General features: G+C 36.5%; 14 protein-coding genes and 1 pseudogene. All 15 read left to right on the forward strand.

What is annotated here, in order from left to right; all coding sequences use genetic code 11:
- The first annotated feature begins 45 nt into the window (after positions 1-45).
- The 15 genes and pseudogenes from ACQ2HF_RS11315 (at position 46) to ACQ2HF_RS11385 (ending at position 20,727) form a co-directional block, all read left to right on the forward strand.
- Positions 46-1,548, forward strand: coding sequence for an agmatine deiminase family protein (locus ACQ2HF_RS11315; RefSeq protein WP_432410530.1), 1,503 nt, complete (start codon positions 46-48; stop codon positions 1,546-1,548).
- Between the two features lie 85 nt (positions 1,549-1,633).
- Positions 1,634-2,143 (forward strand): hypothetical protein, encoded by a 510-nt coding sequence (locus tag ACQ2HF_RS11320; RefSeq protein WP_432410531.1) that lies wholly within the window; start codon positions 1,634-1,636, stop codon positions 2,141-2,143.
- 183 nt (positions 2,144-2,326) lie between these two features.
- Positions 2,327-3,214, forward strand: coding sequence for an ABC transporter ATP-binding protein (locus tag ACQ2HF_RS11325; RefSeq protein ID WP_432410532.1), 888 nt, complete (start codon positions 2,327-2,329; stop codon positions 3,212-3,214).
- Positions 3,215-3,247: 33 nt separating this feature from the next.
- Entirely contained in the window at positions 3,248-6,892 is a 3,645-nt protein-coding gene (locus tag ACQ2HF_RS11330; RefSeq protein ID WP_432410533.1) for an ABC transporter permease/M1 family aminopeptidase, read from the forward strand.
- A gap of 183 nt (positions 6,893-7,075) precedes the next feature.
- Positions 7,076-7,198 (forward strand): annotated as a pseudogene (locus ACQ2HF_RS11335) (RidA family protein); the annotation flags it as partial.
- Positions 7,199-7,229: 31 nt separating this feature from the next.
- Complete coding sequence (locus ACQ2HF_RS11340) at positions 7,230-8,933, forward strand: tetratricopeptide repeat protein (protein ID WP_432410534.1); 1,704 nt, start codon at positions 7,230-7,232, stop codon at positions 8,931-8,933.
- 160 nt (positions 8,934-9,093) lie between these two features.
- Entirely contained in the window at positions 9,094-10,653 is a 1,560-nt protein-coding gene (locus ACQ2HF_RS11345) for a M20/M25/M40 family metallo-hydrolase (protein ID WP_432410535.1), read from the forward strand.
- A 63-nt stretch (positions 10,654-10,716) separates the two neighbouring features.
- Positions 10,717-10,917 carry a hypothetical protein gene (locus ACQ2HF_RS11350; RefSeq protein WP_432410536.1) on the forward strand — a complete coding sequence of 67 codons (201 nt, stop codon included), beginning with the start codon at positions 10,717-10,719 and terminating at the stop codon, positions 10,915-10,917.
- A 252-nt stretch (positions 10,918-11,169) separates the two neighbouring features.
- A complete protein-coding gene (locus ACQ2HF_RS11355; protein ID WP_432410537.1) occupies positions 11,170-11,937 on the forward strand; it encodes a DUF6090 family protein in 768 nt (255 codons plus the stop codon).
- Entirely contained in the window at positions 11,922-13,274 is a 1,353-nt protein-coding gene (locus ACQ2HF_RS11360) for an agmatine deiminase family protein (RefSeq protein WP_432410538.1), read from the forward strand. Before ACQ2HF_RS11355 ends, ACQ2HF_RS11360 begins: the two co-directional genes overlap by 16 nt.
- Before the next feature lie 169 nt (positions 13,275-13,443).
- A complete protein-coding gene (locus ACQ2HF_RS11365; protein ID WP_432410539.1) occupies positions 13,444-14,190 on the forward strand; it encodes a hypothetical protein in 747 nt (248 codons plus the stop codon).
- A gap of 77 nt (positions 14,191-14,267) precedes the next feature.
- Positions 14,268-14,723 (forward strand): VOC family protein, encoded by a 456-nt coding sequence (locus tag ACQ2HF_RS11370; protein ID WP_432410540.1) that lies wholly within the window; start codon positions 14,268-14,270, stop codon positions 14,721-14,723.
- Between the two features lie 95 nt (positions 14,724-14,818).
- Complete coding sequence (locus ACQ2HF_RS11375; RefSeq protein WP_432410541.1) at positions 14,819-16,069, forward strand: amidohydrolase family protein; 1,251 nt, start codon at positions 14,819-14,821, stop codon at positions 16,067-16,069.
- A 168-nt stretch (positions 16,070-16,237) separates the two neighbouring features.
- Positions 16,238-18,466 (forward strand): penicillin acylase family protein, encoded by a 2,229-nt coding sequence (locus tag ACQ2HF_RS11380; protein WP_432410542.1) that lies wholly within the window; start codon positions 16,238-16,240, stop codon positions 18,464-18,466.
- A 47-nt stretch (positions 18,467-18,513) separates the two neighbouring features.
- The gene (locus tag ACQ2HF_RS11385) at positions 18,514-20,727 is read left to right on the forward strand and encodes a S9 family peptidase (RefSeq protein ID WP_432410543.1); all 2,214 of its coding nucleotides are present in this window, start codon (positions 18,514-18,516) and stop codon (positions 20,725-20,727) included.
- The last annotated feature ends 31 nt before the right edge of the window (positions 20,728-20,758 follow it).

Raw genomic sequence — 20,758 nt, forward strand, 5'->3', positions numbered from 1 at the left:
TAGTTTTACCAAGTAACTCATTTCATAACTGAAAACCCGCCCTAAATGAAACTAAATTATCTCCATTTTTTAATCCTATTCGTACTCTTTTCTTGTGACACAACTGAAAAGAAAAATTTAGAAATAGCAGCTACTAATTTTTACACCCAGGGAATCCATAACAGAACTGCAGCAGAATGGGAACCTGCACTGGGCACCTTAATTGTCTGGCCATTAAGTATTCCACATAAACTGGTTATAGAACTTGCTAAAGACAACCATCTATTCACTATGGTGGAAGATAAAGAGGCGCAAAAAGAAGCTGAAAAGTGGTTTGGAGCATGGAGTATAGACCTAAATAAGGTAACGTTTATGTATGCAGAACAAGGAGTAGATGCATGGTGGACGCGCGATTGGGGGCCAAGTGCAGTTTTTACAGATAAAGGCTCCTACAAGTTGGCCGATGGAAAGTACATCTATGCAACCCCGCTAACAGATATGGCTTGCAACGATTCCTTGCAGTTTCTATATTTTGACGAAAATAAAAAAATGGAGCTCACCCAAATAGACGACGACGCCACAATTCCACTTGCAAAACAATTGGGTTTTGAGCTAATGGATTTACCATTTAATAACACTGGTGGCAATGTATTAACAGACGGATTGGGAACCGCATTTTCTACCTGTGTAATCTATGCTGAAAACAAATACCACGGAATTGACGCCGAAAATTTTCTGAAACTGAACGATTCATTGTTAGGGTTTCAGCGATATAACATTATTTCAAATTTTGAAAAGAGAGGAATTCAGCATATCGATTGCTTGTTAAAACTTATTGACGAAGAGACTATTTTAGTAGCAGAACCACCAGAGGATCACGAATTATTCAGCGTCTATAACGATATAATAGAAAAAGAACTTTCAAAATTTAAAACGGCCTACGGCAATCCCTATACCATTAAAAGAATTAAGACAGCGCGTTGGATTAATGAGCGTTTAGCCGCTTATACCAATTCGCTTATTTTAAACAAAACGGTATATATTCCACTTTTTGATATTCCTCAGGATGCTATTGCCCTTGCAACGTGGAGGGATGTAATGCCAGGCTATACAATTAAAGGGTTTACATACGCATTAGATGATGAGCCCTTTGTAACCGATGAAGTAAAGAACCATTACCGTGTCTATGGATGGAACGATGGCGATGCCTTGCATTGCCGCACACGAGCTATTTGGAATCCCGATATCTTATTTATAAGTGTAAATACAAGTAATACTGAAGTGGATGCAGATCAAAATCACAACGTATATGCAACCATTATCGATTATAGCAAGAAAGGCCTTGTCGAGGATAGCAGTGAACTCTACTGGAGAATACAGGGAGACACTGTCTGGAAAACCATTATACTTTCCAACACCAAAAACGAACATCATTTTTTTGCTGAAATACCAAATCAGAAGTCCGGAACTACCATTGAGTATTATATATCGGCCGTTTCAAAATCTGGGGAAAAAGCAACGCGTCCCATTACTGCACCGCTTGCCTCTTACACACGTGTTGTGAAGTGAAAAATTCCTTTTGCACTATGACACATTTAGGTCTAGCAACTATGAAATTACAAAGTATCCTTAGAAATAAACAAAAATTAAAAATATGAAAAGAAACATCCTAATCGCACTAACATTATTGTTTTGCACTTTAAGTTTCAGCCAAAATACAAATCAAAAATACGCCAAAGATGTACAATCCATAGACGCCATTATAGATGCCTATTATGAAGTAATTTCAGGTTCGAGCAATGATCCTTGGCAATTTGAAAGAGACAGCTATATTCATGCTGAAAATGCCATTATTACTAGGTTGGATGAGGATGGGAACGCTTTCTCGCATTCATTAGAAGCAGAATACATTCCATTAGTATTAGCACCCAAAGAAGATTTTTATGAGAAGGAATTAAAAAGAAGTGTAAGCCAATTTGGAAACATCGCCCAGGTATGGAGTGCTTTTGAAATACGAACAGACCCAGAAATTGCATCAGGAATTAGAGGATTAAACAGTGTTCAACTTCACTTTGAGCAAGGAAGATGGTGGATAGATAGCTGGACGTGTGAGATGGAGACTGATAAGAATGATGTAGTTACAGATTTTTTGAAAAAGGAATAAATTTTTCACTTACAATCCATATAAATTCCTTTTTTGCATCTTTAATAACGCTAGGAATTTTATAATCCAGTTCCATTTCCGAAGTACCAAGTGACTCAAATAATTTGTAACACATTCCTACGTATTTATACCTATATGTTTAATTACCATATCTTTAGAAAAACTAACTAATAGAAATCAACCATGGACTTACAAATTAAAAATTTAAGTAAAACGTATTCAAATGGAGTACAGGCTTTAAAAGATGTTACACTAGATATTCCACAAGGGATGTTTGGGCTGTTAGGACCAAACGGTGCTGGAAAATCATCATTAATGAGAACCCTGGCGACATTGCAACAAGCCGATTCTGGATCTGTAATGCTAGGAGATATTGATGTTTTGAATGATAAATCTAAAGTGAGAAAAATTCTTGGTTATCTGCCGCAGGAGTTTGGCGTGTATCCAAAAGTAAGCTCGTATAATATGCTCCACCATATTGCAGCATTAAAAGGTGTTTCTAATAAAGGAGAACGTAAAGAGCTAGTAGAATCGCTACTTAATAAAACAAATCTCTGGCATGTACGTAATAAAAGTTTAGGCACCTATTCCGGAGGGATGAAACAGCGTTTTGGGATTGCCCAAGCATTAATAGGTGACCCAAGATTAATAATTGTAGATGAACCTACTGCTGGTTTAGATCCTGCAGAGCGTGTACGTTTTCATAATTTATTGAGCGAAATAGGGGAGAACACCATTGTAATTCTTTCCACTCATATTGTTGAAGACATCTCTAACCTCTGTAATAATATGGCGATTATCTGTTTAGGTGAAGTAATTGCACAGGGGAATCCTGCGGTTTTGACAGAGGCGGTGAAAGGACGTGTTTGGAAAAAGGCGATTGATAAAAAGGATTTAGAGAACTATCAAAACGAGATGAAGGTAATCTCTACCCATCTTAAGGCTGGACAAACAGTAATACACGTTTTAAACGACACAAAACCAGACGCATCGTTTGAGCCAAGCCCTGCAAATTTAGAAGACGTTTATTTTGCTGAAATAACTTCTCGTATGGAGCCAGTTACTGCATAATTGTTTAGTAACCAAACTTAAAATCATTCAATTATGTTTAAAGAAATTTATCTATTCGAATTAAAATACAGATTTAAGCGTCCTGCTACTTGGGCGTACTTTGGAATTCTATTAATTTTTGGCCTTATTGTATCGATTGGCGGTAATGGACCTGCATCAGAAAAGGTGTTTGTAAACTCTCCAGTAGCCATTGCAACGATGCTTTCTACGATAAGTATCTTCGGAATTATGCTTTCCAGTGCCATCATGGGCGTACCCGTATATCGTGATATTGAACACAAAACAGAGAACTATTATTTTTCTTTTCCTGTTACTGAAAAAGGCTATTTATTAGGACGTTTTTTAGGTTCTATGACTGTTTTATTATTGGTGAGCCTTGGACTTCACTTAGGATTAATACTAGGTTTTGCCATTGGCCCTTTTGCTGGTTTTGTAGAACCAGATCGTTTTACAGATTTAAATCTTTGGCATTATTTACAACCCACATTACTACTATACTGGACTAACTTCTTCTTTGCGGGGTGTATCTTTTTTGCGTTAGTTAGTTTAACAAAAAAAGTAATGTTGGCCTATGCAGGGGGTGCTATTTTATTTATCACGTACCTCGTCACGCTCACACTTACGCAAGATATTGATAATAAAATGTTGGTGAGTCTATTGGATCCATTTGGGTTAGGAAGCTATGGAAATATGATAGAGTATTGGACTCCAGAAGAGCAGAATTCTATGACAGTGCCCTTTAGTGGTTTGTTGGTTTGGAATAGATTAATTTGGGTAGGGCTTGGGTTGCTAGCGCTAGTGTATACATTATTCAGATTTGATTTTATCAAGTTTTTAAATAAGAACTATTCTACTAAAAAGAAGAATGATAATTTAGATACATCAAAGGCTTCAGCGGCATTAACTAAAATACCTAGTGTATCAAAAGTATATTCATTGGGGCTTAATTTTAAACTGCTAATTAGTTTAGCCGTGATGGAATTTAAGAATATTATAAGAGATAACTTCTTTAAAGCTATTCTTGCAGCTGCGGTATTGTTCTTGTTTTTTGATGCTTGGTTCGGGTTTCCTATTTATGGGACACCTTCCTTGCCTTTAACTGTATATATGCTAGAAGTAAAGGACTTTACATATGTCATTCTTATATTTATTTTGATTGTATTTATGACAGGTGAAGTCTTGCATCGCGAACGCGGTGTTAATTATGATCAAATCTTTGGTTCATTACCGCTCCCCAATCGTATTGTATATGGTTCTAAATTTTTAGCACTTGTGATGGTAAGTTTCATATTAGTAAATATGATACTAGTTAGTGGAATGCTCAATCAAATAGTGAAAGGTTATTTTAATTTTGAATTTGAAAAGTACTTCACAGATTTATATTTAATAGAATTTCCGAAGTATATTATATTTATAATGCTTGCCTTTTTTGTGCACTCGTTAGTAACGAAAAAGTTTATGGGGCATGTAATAGCCATCGCTATTTGGGTGCTGCTTTTTGGACTTAACAGCCTGGCAGATGTAAACAACAATCTATTTTTATACAGCTATTCGCCAAGTTATACACTATCAGATATGAACGGATTTGGCCATATAGGGGAATCGATGTTTTGGTTCAGAACGTATTGGTTAGCCTTTGGTGGTTTTCTTACGGTAATTGGTTATATATTCTGGAAACGAGGCACAGATTCTGGTAGAAGGGCACGATGGCAATTGGCTAAAGAAAGATTGAATGGTAAAACAATTAGTGCTATAGTAATTTTACTTGTAGTGTTTATTGGTTCTGGTGTCTTTATAAATTATAATACTAAAACTATAAATAAGTATACCTCGGTTGATGAGAGCACTGCTGGTAGGGCAGATTATGAAAAGAAATTGAGCAAATACGACAGAATAGCGCAGCCTAAAGTAATTGATGTGAAGGTTTTTGCAGATTTAGTACCAGAAGAACGAAGTGCTACTATTAGAACAACCTACGTTATGGTTAATAAAACAGATGAGGTAATAGATTCACTACACCTTAATCGAGGGCCTGAAGATTTATTAAAGAAAGAAATAACGCTTTTCACTCTAGACGGTAAATCGCCCAAGTTAGGGAAACGTTACGAAGATTTTGGGTACGAGATTTACGCCTTTGACAAACCATTACAACCCAAAGACACCATAACTTTAGAAATAGAAATAAAAGCTTCTTACAAAGGTTTTCCTAATGAAGGTTCGGGGTCGGATATTGTTTACAACGGTACATTTTTAAATAATAACTTTTTTCCATCATTTGGCTATAATGCTCAAGGAGAATTAACTAGTGATCAAGAGCGTAAAAAGTATGACTTACCTATAAAAGACTATCAACAACCTGAGCAAACAGATGCATGGGGTACAAGCAATTTACTCTTTAATGATGATGCAGATTATGTCACTTTTGAAGGTACCGTAAGTACCGCACCAGATCAAATTGCCGTTATGCCTGGGTACTTGCAAAAAGAATGGGAAGAAAATGGGCGTAAGTACTTTCATTATAAAATGGATAGTGAAATAGATTTTTTCTACAATATCTCTTCAGCGAAATATGAAGTATATCGTGACGTTTGGAATGGTAAAAATGGCGAAAAAGTAAATATTGAGATTTTCCATCATCCATCACATACCTATAATATTGATCGATTTGTAAAAAGCGTAAAACACTCTATGGATTATTTCTCAGAAAATTTTGGGGCCTATCAATATCAACAAATGCGTATTCTGGAGTTTCCAAGATATCAAGGATTTGCTCAATCATTTCCTAATACAGTTCCATTTTCAGAAAGTTTCGCTTGGGTTGGTGATTTTAGTGATCCAAATGATGTCGATTATCTTTATTTCGTTACTTCACACGAGATGGCACATCAATGGTGGGGACATCAAATTACGCCATCAGCGACGCGAGGTGCAAATCAAATTTCAGAATCAATGGCCGAATATGCGGCACTTATGGTTATGAAAGAAGAATATGGTGCAGATGCGATGCAAAGATTTCTTAAAGATGAATTAGATGACTATTTAAGAGGTAGAGCTAATGAAAGTAAGTTTGAAAAGACCCTTTTAGACAATGACAATCAGGCATATGTTTGGTATCAAAAAGGAGGTCTTATTCTTTATGGTCTTCAAGATCTAATTGGAGAGGATACTTTAAATAGTGGCTTTAAATCGTATGCAGACGCGGCAAAATTTAGACCAAAAGCACCTTTTACTACCACCACCGAATGGTATGATTATATGCAAGCGGTAACCCCGGATTCTTTAAAATATTATTTAGAGGACAGCTTCGAAAAAATCACTTTATATTCTAACAAGGTTACAGAAGCTTCTTATAAAAAATTAGCAGACAATACCTATGAAGTTACAATCAACATAGAAAGTGCTAAAAATTATTTTGACGGTACAGGTAAATTACTTGCCGAAGGTGACAAACCAAATTTGCTCGATATAGCTGTATTTGAAGATGATATGAAAAATGAGCAAGGAATGATGATCAAATCACCTTTAGTAATTGAAAAAGTATGGGTAAAACCAGGAGCATCAACACATACATTTATTACAAAAAAGGTTCCTGTAAGAGCAGGGATTGATCCTTATAATAAAATGATAGATCGTATTCCTGATGATAATCTAATGACTTTAGATGAAATTCTAGAGTAATGTTTTAAGGTTTGCATTTGCTTGCTGAAACAGCGTTAAAAAAGTGTACATAATATCACATAAAGATGTGATTTGGCGCGTGTTATTATCGTCTAACTTTATGGAATGCCAATTTGTTAGTCAATGGAAACCATTCCGAAGGCTCTAATTCAATAAAATAAAGGACTTTAAAATCAACCAATCGCTGCTTATCGCGGTGAGGGTTACAAAAATCACTTCCCAACAGGATCTTGGCTAGGCGTAAAAGAATTAGCAATTCCAGAATTTATGATAGAGATTGAATTGGAAATACATAAGGTGCAATAATGCAAACTAAACAAACCAAATAAAAATTAGTATGAAACTTATTTTTTTCATTACAATAGTTTTATTGCCACTATCAATTTTTTCCCAGCACGAGCATAGTAAAAGTGATGACGCTACAACTGGCAGCCATAGCCATCTTGCCCACATGATGGCGTCTAGGACAGAAATTATTTATGTACACAACCTACCACCACCAAAACTTATGAAGGGCGTAGGTAATTCTACATTGAAGATAGAAACTTCATCAGAAAAAACACAGGCATATTTTAACCAGGGCATTTCCCTATTACACGACTTTTGGGATTTTGAAGCGTATCGTGCATTTAAAGAAGCCATTCGGAAAGATTCTACTGCCATAATGCCCTACTGGGGATTACTACAAATGCCTACACCAAACAAAGACAGCATTTTTGAATACAATATGGAACTTGCAATTACGCAAATAAAAAAATTACTACCAAAAGCTAATGAACACGAAAAGCTATACGGCGAGATTGCTTTATTGAAAGATTCATTAAAATATGAAGCCTATCCAGAAATCACTAAAAAGTGGGAGCTCATCATTCACAAATTTCCTGATGATGTAGATGCAAAACTTTTTTTAGCGCTAAATAAAATGAGTGGTTTTGATAAAGATATGAATCCTTTGGAAGGCCAAATGTACAGTGAGTTTTTATTAAAAGATGTGCAACGTGTTGCTCCCAATAGCCACGCATTCCATCATTATTGGATACACTTAAAAGAAAATTGCTGCCCAGAAGAAGCCCTCGCTAGTGCAAATGCACTCACTGCACTAGCTCCCGCTTCTGGCCACATTGTGCATATGCCCGGCCATATCTACAATCGGGTAGGCAATTACAAAAAAGCTTACGATACTTTTGTGGCGGCGGTAAAAGTAGATTCTACTTATATGAAAAATGAAGGTATAAAGGAAGTAGATAACTGGAATTACATTCATAATATAAATTACCTCATTAATAATTGTGTGCATGACGGCAGGCATAAAGAGGCATTATATTATGCAGAAAGGCTAAAAAAGATGCCTGTGAATAAATCCCGAAAAGATATATACGATGACAGCTTTTTTCGCCAGGGTTTAATGGCTCCCGGCAAGATGGAAATGGCTTTTGGCAATTGGGAACGTGCTACAACAGCATTTGAGCAGATAATAGATAAAGATTCTGTGTTTAGTCATGCCAATATGGAGTTTAAAAAGGGATTTACTTTTTTTACACAAGGTATGGCAGCATTGGATAAAAACGATTTACCTGCAGCTATAAGTTTTTCTAACAGCCTAGATGCTTTGCTGTGGAGAAATGCTAGGCAAGGGGATAAGGATAGTGTCCTAAATACATACTACCAAAATACAGTAAACACAGCAAGTTTGGAGTTGCAAGGTTGCATTGCCAGCAAGCAAGGAAACTATGAGCATGCAATGATTCTACTAAGAAAGGCGCATAAAAACGAATTAGATCTTGGGTATGGCGAGCCTCCCTTGTATGCAAGGCCAGTAGCTATGAGTCTAGCAGCTGCTCATATAAAAGCTGAAAAGTATGATGACGCCATAGAAACATACCAGACACTATTAAAAAGATTTCCAAAAAGTGCTTATGTATATAATGCGTTGCGTCTTGTATATGCTCAAAAAGGAGACGTTGCTAAAGCAAAAGAATATACAGTTCTGCTTAGTGATGCAACAAAGTTTGCAGATGCCGGTATATACGGAAAGTTTTGAAGTGAAAAAAATTTGTTGATCCAAAGTAAGAGACAGGAAACTTAAAACTCTCAAGGCCGTGGTTCGTGTTTAAACGAAATACAAATAATGGAACTGTGTATTTTAAGATTGGGACAAACAATTAGTTTAAATCTAACCATAATCAATAAAAATTAACAGCATGAAAACCTATTCGAAAATTTTAATGACCGTTTTCCTTTTTTTAGGATACACTTCTATAAGCCAGACACCTAAACTCCCTCAGGCACTTTCTAAAATCAACACAGAAGGCTTTCAGAAATCGGAAGTGATGAATTTAATAACAGACTTATCTGATGTGTATGGCCCAAGGTTAACAGGAACAGATCAGTACTATACTGCCGCCGTATGGGCCAAGGAAACTTTGGAAAAATGGGGAATGGACAAGGTGTATTTCGAAAATTATTGCGATGACTGTATGGGATGGGAAGTAACATCTTTTAATGTAGAAATGACAGCACCTGCGTATATGAAAATCCAGGCGTATCCGTATGCGTGGACAGAACCCTCAAAAGGTGTCCAAATAGGGGATTTAATTTGGATTGAAAGCTATGAAGATCTAGAAAAAGTAAAAAAGCAATGGAGTGGAAAATTACAGGGAAAGACCATTCTTATAGGAGCAGCTCCCCAACAGAATATGCTGTTTGATGCACTTTCAACACGATATACTGAAGAACAGCTAAAGGAGGCAGAAAAATCGATTGTACCAGCACCAAATAAGACGCTTGGATATTCTGCGGGTACTATGGATTTAATTGAAGATTTGGAGGTTGTTTTCGAAAGTTTTATGAGAAAGGATGATGCCTTTTTTGCATTTTTAAAAGCCGAAGGCGCTTTAAGTATTTTGGGCACAACTCCTTTCTTTCCAGGCGTCATTCATCCAAGCGGGACGTATAATTATAAAGAAAGTCATGCGAAAACACTTCCTTATTTTGCAATCGCCCCGGAAAACTTCGGGAAGCTACAACGTTTAATAGACAGAGGAACTACTCCAAAGATTAAATTTCATTTAGATGCCGAACTTTATTTACGACCACAAAATAACGTGAATATTATAGGAGAAATTGCAGGTTCAGATCCAAAATTAAAAGACGAAGTGGTCATGATTGGAGCGCATTTCGATTCCTGGCACGCTGCATCTGGCGCTACAGATAATGGTGCAGGATCTGCCGTGATGATGGAAGTAATGCGAATTATAAAAGCAACTGGCCTACAACCAAAACGAACCATTAGAATTGCACTGTGGGGAGGCGAGGAGCAGGGATACTTGGGCTCTATGGCGTATGCCGAAAATCACTACGGAAACGTAAAAGACAAAACCAGAAAAAAAGAGGTGGAGAAAATATCGGCTTATTTAAATATGGATAATGGTGCCGGACAAATGCGAGGCATTTACCTGCAAGGAAACGAGGCGGTAAGACCAATTTTTGAAGAAATGTTAGCACCTTATGAGCATTTGGATGTAACGAACCTAACCATTGAAAACACCAATTTTACAGACCATGACGTTTTCGATTATTACAAAATACCGGGTTTTCAGATCATTCAGGATGGATTAAATTATAATACGGTGACGCATCACACCAATTTAGATGTCTTAGAATATGTTCCGGAACGTGATATGATGATTAATGCAACAGTACTTGCCGCATTGGTGTATCAAATTGCAGAAAGAGATACACGTTTGCCTAGAGAAGAATAGGATTCGTACTTACTTAGAATACCATAAACCCACATACTATAATTTTCATTTGAAATAAATACTATGATATACCTAAAAGAATCCAGGTTCATCAATTTGAATGCTTTGAAAACGTTAGCCTTTGTCTGTTTTTTCTCTTATAATTTTATTGGAGCAGCACAAGTAAACTGGACCAACGACGGGGATTCCTACTTTAAATTAGAAAAAAACCAATTGGTCACGTACACATTACCTAACCAGGATGTAAATACAAACAGATCCTGAAATTCATTCAGAAATAAGGGGATTAAATAGTATACAACTTCACTTTGAACAAGGCAGATGGTTTATAGATAGTTGGACGTGCGAAAAGGAAACTACTACAAATGCTGTGGTAACAGATTTTTTGACCAAGGAATAAGTATGATAAAATTCTTCAGATTATCGCAACACAATTTTGCAATGCAAAATCAAAGGTCTTGTGGACCTTTGGTGAAGATAGCCGCTTGCGGGCATTATCATAACAAACTTTAACCTATGATTAAGTTTTTTAGACATATTAGACAACGAATGCTTGCTGAAAATAAGCTTAGTAAATACTTGCTGTATGCCATTGGTGAAATTGTACTTGTAGTGATTGGGATTTTGATTGCACTATCACTAAATAATTGGAATGAAAACAGAAAAAATAAGGTAACAGAATCAGAATACTATTGCAAACTACTCGCTGATTTTGATATTGACCGTGAGAATATTTCGAAACTCTATAAAGAATCGGAACATAAAATAGAAACTAGCAAACGACTCTTGTTGGAATTAAACAATAAAAACAAAGATAAGTCCTTTTTGTTAAATAACTATCTTCAAGCTTTAAGAACCAATGAATTTGTGCCCAGCAAAGTTGCTATGACAGATTTAGTGTCATCTGGAAGATTAAATTTATTGACTAATGATTCTTTAAAGAATGACTTGGTACGATATTATGGCGAGTTGGATAAACTACTCTATCAGCTTGAAATAAATCGCTCAAAAAGTTTAGAAAGAGTATTTTCATATGATGACAATATTCAATTTGGATATCAATATTATGATTACGTAGAAAAATCATTAGGAGATGAAATCTTAAAAACACTTCCAGTTAATGATTGGCATTTAGATAGTCAATCAAAATATTACAAGCAATTTCAAAATGATTTAGTCTTTTTTGTAACTATGAGCGAAAGAGAAAAACAACATTTTAACAATACTTTGAAAGCAATGGAATCAACATATAGACAACTAAAGAAGGAATGCAATTCGAAATAAAAAATAACGAAAGCACATCACCAATCATGTACAACAGCACTAATAAAAAAAACAGGAAATCATTTTTAATCAGTCTTATACTTGTCCTACTGATTGTTTCTTGTGCATCGCCAACAGAAAAGGATAGTTTAGTCGTTATAAATCAACCTGCAGAGTTTGAAACCCAGGAAGCAATCTGGTTAATATGGCCAGCGACCAATCACAAAGAAGGCGAATCGGTCGAAAAAGTCACGCTGTCTATCATTGAAGCTTTAAAAGAAGATGTAAACATTGTAGTAACGTGTAAGAATAAAGAAGTTTTAGGCGATGCAAAGGAAATATTAGAACAACAATTCGGAAGCCTTACAAACATTACCCTTCTAGAAGTGCCCTCTTTTGAGATTTGGGCAAGAGACATGGGGCCTATATTCGTAAAAACGAATCAGAACACCATGGCCATTGCCGACTTTAACTTCAATTCCTGGGGGTATTCCGATACGCTAGATGTAGATACGAAAACCGAAGAAATGTACGATGTAAGAGTTGCTGAACATTTTAAATTACCAGTGATTTCCAGTGCCATGATTAGCGAAGGTGGCAATAGAGAAGTCAACGGAAAAGGCACTTTACTTACCACAGAATCTGTTGAAATGGGTAGAAATCCAACGATGACCAAAAAGGAGATGGAAGCCGAATATAAAAGGCTCTTAGGCGTTAAAAAAATAATATGGCTGAAACAAGGCTTGGTGGAAGATAATCACACTTTTCTAGGACCTGTTACAACTACAGACGGCACAAAAGCGTATACCGTAGTGACAACAAATGGACATATTGATGAATTCGCCCGTTTTGTAAATGATTCTACCATCCTTTTGGCACAAATAGATAGCACAGAATTTGACGATCCCATCGCGCTTGAAAACCACAAACGAATTGAAGAAAATTACCAACTATTATCTAAAGCGACGGACCAAGATGGGAATCCATTTACGATTATTCGCATGCCACTGCCAGGCACTATTTTCTCTACCATGAGTCCGGGTGATTATGTATATGAGTATATTGAAACATTGGAATACACCGATGGAAGTACGTTTCCTAAGGGAGAAACTGTAACGGTGATGGCTGCACTTAGTTATCTTAACTTTATTATTACGGATACCGTAATTGTGGGGCAAACCTGCTGGAGAGAAGGGATGCCAGATGAATTAAAACAAAAAGATGAAGAAGCCGCTCAAATTTTACAAACTGTTTTTCCTAATCGAAAAATAGTTATGATAGATGCTCTTGCGGTCAATTTAGGTGGTGGAGGTATTCATTGTATTAGTATATATCAACCAGTAATATCAAATAATTAGATATAAAACGGTAAAGCAATTAGCGATGTACAAAATTTTAAAATCGTTAGATATTTTTAAAAAGCCGTCGGTTGGATGGAACAGTTTCTATGTGCCAAATTGGTTCCTTAAACAATAACATTAATCTTATAAAATCAAGTTGTGCTTTAGTATTGTAAACCGCTAACTAATGATAAAATTCTTTAGAAAAATTAGACAAAAAATGCTGACTGAAAATAAGTTCAGTAGGTATCTTATTTATGCTATTGGAGAAATTTTTCTGGTGGTTATAGGTATCTACATTGCAATTCAATTTAACAATTGGAATATAGCAAATCAAAACAAAAATGTAACATCAAATAATATTGAATTACTTATAGCAAGTTTAGAAAAGGACAGTATTGCTTTTAACAAAATGCAAATTTCTATTGAAAAAGACAAAGCTAGAGTAAGCAATTTTGAATTTCGCTTAAATAAACCTTCTACAAATCTTGACACATTAATAAAAATAGTTCGATATGAATATAAGCCAGTTATTGGTCTATTAAACTTTGATAATGATAACACTTATGATGCACTTGTACAATCTGGGGAAATCAATTTACTAAACCGCGAATTAAAAAACGAAGTGTTTACGCTATATAGTTTACATAAAAGTGCAGAAGAAACAAACAATACCCATTTCAAATTATACCTTGATTGGGTTACTCGTCTCAACTCTAAATATCCTGCTAATTTATCAATATATAATGAAGGTCCAATAAGTGAAGCTATTTGGGAAAATGTGACCCTTATCGAACTTGCCAATGCATTTAATCCAGTAGTGTCTTCCAAAAAAAATCATTACCGACTTATAGAATATAACTTAAAGAAACTTATAATAGAAACTAACAAGGTACTTGGAAAACTTAAAGGAGCAATCGAAATGAATGATTAGTCAAATTATGAATAAAAATAACGATAGCACAACAAAGAACTGAGCTAAAAAACAACCACTTCAAGAAAAATTAACTTATGAAAAATGCAATCATTCTACTCATTTTAATTCAGTTTTCTATTGTGATTAATGCACAGGAAAAGATAGATTTCTCGCTGTCGTTTAACCACATAGCATTGTCGGTTAAAGACGTAACTATATCCGCTCAATTTTACACAAACGTTCTTAATTTGGAAATAATTCCGTTGCCCCCAGAAGCAGAAAACGTAAAATGGATTTCATTGGAAGATGGAAAGGAATTGTACCTACTATCAATTTTCAAAGATGAAATTAAGACAAATAAGGCGATACATCTTGCTTTATCAACTGCGAATTTTGATGCATTTGTTCAGAAACTCACAGCAATGAATGTTGCGTACACTGATTTCCTTGGAACCCTTAATAAAATTAACGTACGGCCTGATGGAATCAACCAAGTGTTCTTTCAAGACCCGGATGTTTATTGGATTGAAGTGAATAGCATTAGTCAATAAAATAAAGCTTATGCTTTACCACACGATTTACTTATTGAAACCTTGAAAAAATACAATCGAATTAAAAAATAACGTAGGATATAAACCAACACATTATGAAAAAACTACTAGTTCTCTTAACCTTTATTTTTACTTCTTTACTAGTAAATGCTCAAAATACGGTCATTAAGGCAGGTCATTTCTTTGATGCCCGAAGCGGAAAAATGTTGGACAATCAAATCATAATTGTTAAAGATGGTAAAATAAAAGAGGTAGGAACTAACCTCAAATTCAACAAGACAGATAGTATAATTGACCTATCCGATTCTTGGGTGTTACCAGGACTAATGGACTGCCATGTACATATCACTGCAAACTTTCCTTATAGAAACCTTCAGATGGAACAGATGTTTGCAAGTGAAAGTACAGCGTTACGTGCAATAAGGGGTAGCGTTGTTGCCAAACAATTTTTAGACAATGGATTTACAACTATTAAAGAAATTGGTAATGATGCCAATTACGCCACCGCAGATATCATCAAAGCAATTAAGAATGGTTGGATACAAGGACCCACTATTATTTATGTAGGGAAAATTATTGCGCCCTATGGTGGACAATCTAGAGGTGTAAACCCCGAACATGAACATATTTGGAATTTTGAATATATAGATGCAGATACTCCTAATGAATTAAAAAAAGCTATAAGAAAGAATATGTATAACGGTGCCACAGCAATCAAACTTGTAACTGGTGACAATGGTATTTATAATGCAGAAGATATTAAAGCAGCTGTTGACGAAGCTAATAAGTACAACATAAAAGTTACCGTCCACGCACAAGGAGATTTAGCGGCGACAAATGTGATTTCAGGTGGTGCAGCTGCCATTGAACACGGATTTGGACTGAACAATGAACAGCTTCAATTAATGAAAGATAAAGGAATCTTTCTAGTGGGTACAGACTTTTCTTATGACAACTGGTATGCTTATGGCTTGGACGCTGCGACAGCAACAGCGTTAAATAATGGTTTAGTAGACAGACTTAAAAGAGCCTATAAAATTGGAACTCCAATGGCTTTTGGGACAGATATAATTGTTGACCTGCCAGAATTAAACCGAGTACAATCAAGTCTTAAAGTATTAGAAACCTGGAAAGCAGCAGAGATACCAGCATTCTATATTTTGCAGACAATGACTATTAATGCGGCTGAACTTTTAGGAATTGATAAAGAAAGAGGCGTCCTTGAATCCAATTACTTTGCTGATATCATTGCAGTTAAAAACAACCCACTTACCGACATTGAGGCCATAAAAACAGTTCATTTTGTTATGAAAGAAGGAAAAATAATTAGGAATGATAAAAAATAACTACGCACAACACCTCTAACAATCATCATAAAAACCAACAGAATATGAAACAAACATTTTATTTGATAGCAACTTTTAAATCAATTAAAATAACGAAAGCATAAAAATGACTTTATGTAGATCTGTACTTAATTGCTAACTTACACATCGAACCTTTTAAAAATTTTTATGAGCAATCTTAGAGCAAAAATTAGTAAGAACTGTGTGTATATTTTTTTAGCGATCCTCTTTATGGGGTGTACGACCCAGAGTTCAAAAGATAAAGTACTTACCGAACAGGAGCGCTGGGAGCAACGCGCTGCAAATACTGAAATTATAAGAGACAATTTTGGGGTGCCACATGTCTACGGAAAAACAGATGCAGATGCAGTCTTTGGCCTTTTGTATGCTCAATGCGAAGATGATTTCAATCGTGTAGAACGCAATTATATCTGGGCAACCGGCAGGCTTGCTGAAGTGGAAGGAGAAGCTTCTCTATACAGCGATTTGCGCGCTAATTTGTATATGACCGAAGAAGAAGCTATTGAAAACTATAACAATAGCCCCGAATGGTTACAAGAGCTTTGCGTAGCTTTTGCCGATGGCGTTAACTACTACCTTAAAACACATCCAGAGGTAACCCCAAAACTCTTGACGCATTTTGAACCCTGGATGCCAATGTATTTTAGCGAAGGCTCCATTGGAGGTGATATTGAGAGAGTTTCGACTCAAAAAATAAAAGATTTTTATGAAAATGACACCGATATCAGAGTGGCTGTTAATGAAGGCTTACTTAGATTAAAAGACGATGAACCAAGAGGCTCTAACGGATTTGCAATTTCAGGTAACTTAACAAAATCGGGTGATGCGATGCTTCTTATAAATCCGCATACCTCTTTCTTTTTTCGTGGCGAAGTGCATATGGTGAGCGAAGAAGGACTTAACGCTTATGGTGCAGTAACGTGGGGACAGTTTTTTGTCTACCAGGGATTTAATGAAAAGACAGGCTGGATGCATACCTCCACAGGAACCGATATTATTGACGAGTTTGAAGAGACCATCGTTAGGGAAAACGGTAAAACATCTTATAAATATGGAGATGCCTTGCGTTCTGTAGATTCTTTAGAAGTTACATTGAATTATAGAAGTGCTGATGCCTTAAAAGAAAAAACATTTATGATGTACCGCACACATCACGGTCCCATAACCCATGCCAATGACGAGAAGTGGGTTTCTACCGCCTTAATGTGGAGCCCGATAAAGGCTTTGGAGCAATCTTTTACAAGATCTAAAAAATCCAATCATGATGAATTTTATAACATGATGGATATTCGCACTAACTCTTCCAATAACACGGTGTATGCAGATGCAGATGGCACCATTGCGTATTACCACGGAAATTTTATCCCAAAAAGAAATGAAAAGTTCGATTACACAAATCCTGTTGATGGGAGTAATCCAGAAACCGATTGGAATGGACTGCACGAATTAGAAGATAATATCATTGTGGTAAATCCTCCAAACGGCTGGATTCAAAATTGCAACTCTACACCCTTTACGAGCGCAGCGGAATACAGCCCTAAAAAAGAAGACTATCCTGAATATATGAGTTCGTATCCTGAAAACTTCAGAGGTATGCATGCCATCCCTTTGCTGAAAAAAGCAGACGATTTAACATTAGACACACTTATTGATTTAGCCTACGACAGCTATTTACCGGGAGCCGATATCCTAATTACTGGTTTAATCGAAGCTGCGAATGCTTCAGCAGTAAAATCACAAGAAGCCAAAGAAGCGATGGAACTTTTAAAGGCCTGGGATTTCAGAGTATCTGAAAGTTCTGTTGAAATGACATTGACACAATTTTACGTCAATACCTATTATAAATCTGATAAAATCCCCAGAATGACGGGAAATAAAAGAACAACGCTATTAGGAGCTTTTGAGTATATGAGTAAAACAGCGTCTCCTGAAGAACGTTTAGAAGTTTTTCAAACGGCTTTGGAAGATCTTGCAGCAGATTTTGGTTCCTGGAACACCCCGTGGGGAGAATTCAATAGATACCAAAGAAATGACGGTGAAATCAAGCAAGAATTTGATGATTCCAAACCAAGTATTGCAGTTGGCATGGCTTCAGGTATGTGGGGAGCGTTAGCATCTTTCGGTACTCAATTTGGCACAGACACCAAAAAACAGTATGGAACCTCTGGCAATAGTTTTGTGGCTGTTGTAGAATTTGGGGATAAGGTTAAAGCAAAGTCTATGTTAGCTGGAGGACAAAGCGGTGATCCAACTTCGCCTCATTTTGACGATCAAGCCCAACGGTATGCCGATGGAAACTTTAAAGAAGTCGCCTTTTACAGAGAAGATGTAGAAAAACGTGCTGAAAAAACCTATCACCCAGGCGAAAAAAAATAGAATAGTTATAAAAATGCTTTTTAATCAAACCTTTAGAAATTACTAATATGAAACACCTTAAAAAATATGTATCCATCAATTTGAATACGGTTAAATTTCTAGCCTTTATTTGTTTTTTCTCCTTTAGTTTCATGGGAGTAGCACAGGTAAACTGGACGAACGACGGGGATTCTTATTTCAAATTAGAAGAAAATCAATTGGTCACCTACACCTTACCAAATCAGGATGTTAAAACGGTTATTTCAAAAGCGCAGTTGACGCCAGCAGGGATGTCGGAACCCTTAGTAGTGGCACATTTTTCATTTTCAGAAGACCAACAAAAAGTATTGTTGTTTACCAACACTCAAAAAGTTTGGAGGCTCAATACAAAAGGCGACTATTGGGTTTTCAACTTTAAAACAAATGCGCTCACCCAAGTAGGGAAAAGCCTGCCAGTAGCCACGCTCATGTTTGCAAAATTCTCTCCAGATGGCAATAAAATAGCCTATGTTTCTGAAAACAATTTATACAGTGAAGACTACGCAACTGGAAAAGTGCAAGCGTTAACCACCAATGGCACGGTGGCATTAATCAATGGAACTTTTGATTGGGCGTACGAGGAAGAATTTTTCTGTAGAGATGGCTTCCGTTGGAGTCCGGACAGCAAGTCTATTGCGTACTGGCAGATAGATGCAAGCGCTATTAAGAAGTTTTATATGATAAACAACACAGAGGAGATCTATTCGCAGTTAGTGCCGCTAGAGTATCCTAAAGTGGGGGAGAGCCCTTCCGTTTGTAAAGTTGGTGTTGTACAGCTTTCGGATGGTAAAACCACATGGATGAATATTCCCGGCGATCCCGCTAATAACTATTTGGTTCGTATGGAATATATTCCTACTACCAATAAGCTGCTCATTCAGCAATTAAACAGAAAACAGAATTACAGCAAACTATACATTGCCGATGCTGTAAAAGGAAGCGTCACCATGATTCAGGAAGAAAGGGACGATGCCTGGGTAGATTTATTTCAATTGGGTAATCCGTACGCGGTTGATTATACCAATAGTTTTAGCTTTTTAGAAAAGAACAATAGCATTCTTTGGGCTTCAGAAAAAGATGGATGGAGACATTTATATCAGATTTCTCTGGAAGGAAAGCCAGAAGTGCTTATCACAAAAGGGGACTATGATGTAATCGATTTAAAACACATCAACAGTAAAGAAGGCTATGTGTACTATCTAGCTTCCCCAGACAATGCCACACAGAAGTATTTGTACAGAACGAAGTTAAACGGCAAAGAGAATAACGAATTATTAAGTCCTGAAAGCCTAAAAGGAACCCACGATTACTCTTTTTCGTCTAATGGCTCCTATGCTGAACATACGTTTACAAACCATTATACACCAAGGGCCACAGAATTTATAACCGTTGCGAATCACAAAGCGCTGAATACCGATGAAAGCATTGTACTCAATCTAAAAAAATTGGAAAAAGAACCAACCACCGAGTTCTTTAAGATAACAACTTCAGACACTATAGAAATGGACGGATGGATGGTTAAACCAGCCAATTTCGATCCCACCAAAAAATATCCAGTCGTTTTTTATGTGTATACTGAACCCGCTGGCACTACAGTAACCGATACCTATGGCGTAGGTGGAAGTTTGTACAATGGAGATATGGCTGCCGATGGATATATCTATATGTCTATAGATAACAGAGGGACGCCCGCGCCAAAAGGACGCGCATGGCGAAAGTCTATTTATAGAAAAATTGGTGTCATAAACATTGATGATCAGGCGAAGGCAGCCAAAGAAATTCTGAAATGGGATTTTGTAGATGCAGAGCGTGTAGCTGTCTGGGGATGGAGTGGAGGCGGATCGGCCACTTTAAACCTGCTATTTCGTTATCCTGAAATTTACAAAACGGGAATTTCAGTCGCTGCGGTTGCTAATCAGTTAACGTATGATAATATTTATCAGGAACGCTATATGGGCCTTCCTCAAGAAAACATGGAAGATTTTGTAGCAGGATCTCCCGTAACCCACGCTAAAAATCTGGAAGGAAATTTATTGTACATACACGGCACCGGAGATGATAATGTACATTACCAAAATGCGGAGCTTTTGATAAACGAATTAGTAAAACACAACAAGCAATTTCAATTTATGCCCTATCCAAACAGATCGCACGGAATGCGAGAAGGAGATGGGACCTTTAGGCATTTGTCTACTATGTTTACCAACTTTTTAAAGCTTCACTGCCCTCCGGGAGGAAGGTAGGTTTTAGTAAGGTATACGTAAGGGCAAAATA

This window comes from Rasiella sp. SM2506 (assembly GCF_050859505.1).
Lineage (GTDB): Bacteria > Bacteroidota > Bacteroidia > Flavobacteriales > Flavobacteriaceae > Marinirhabdus.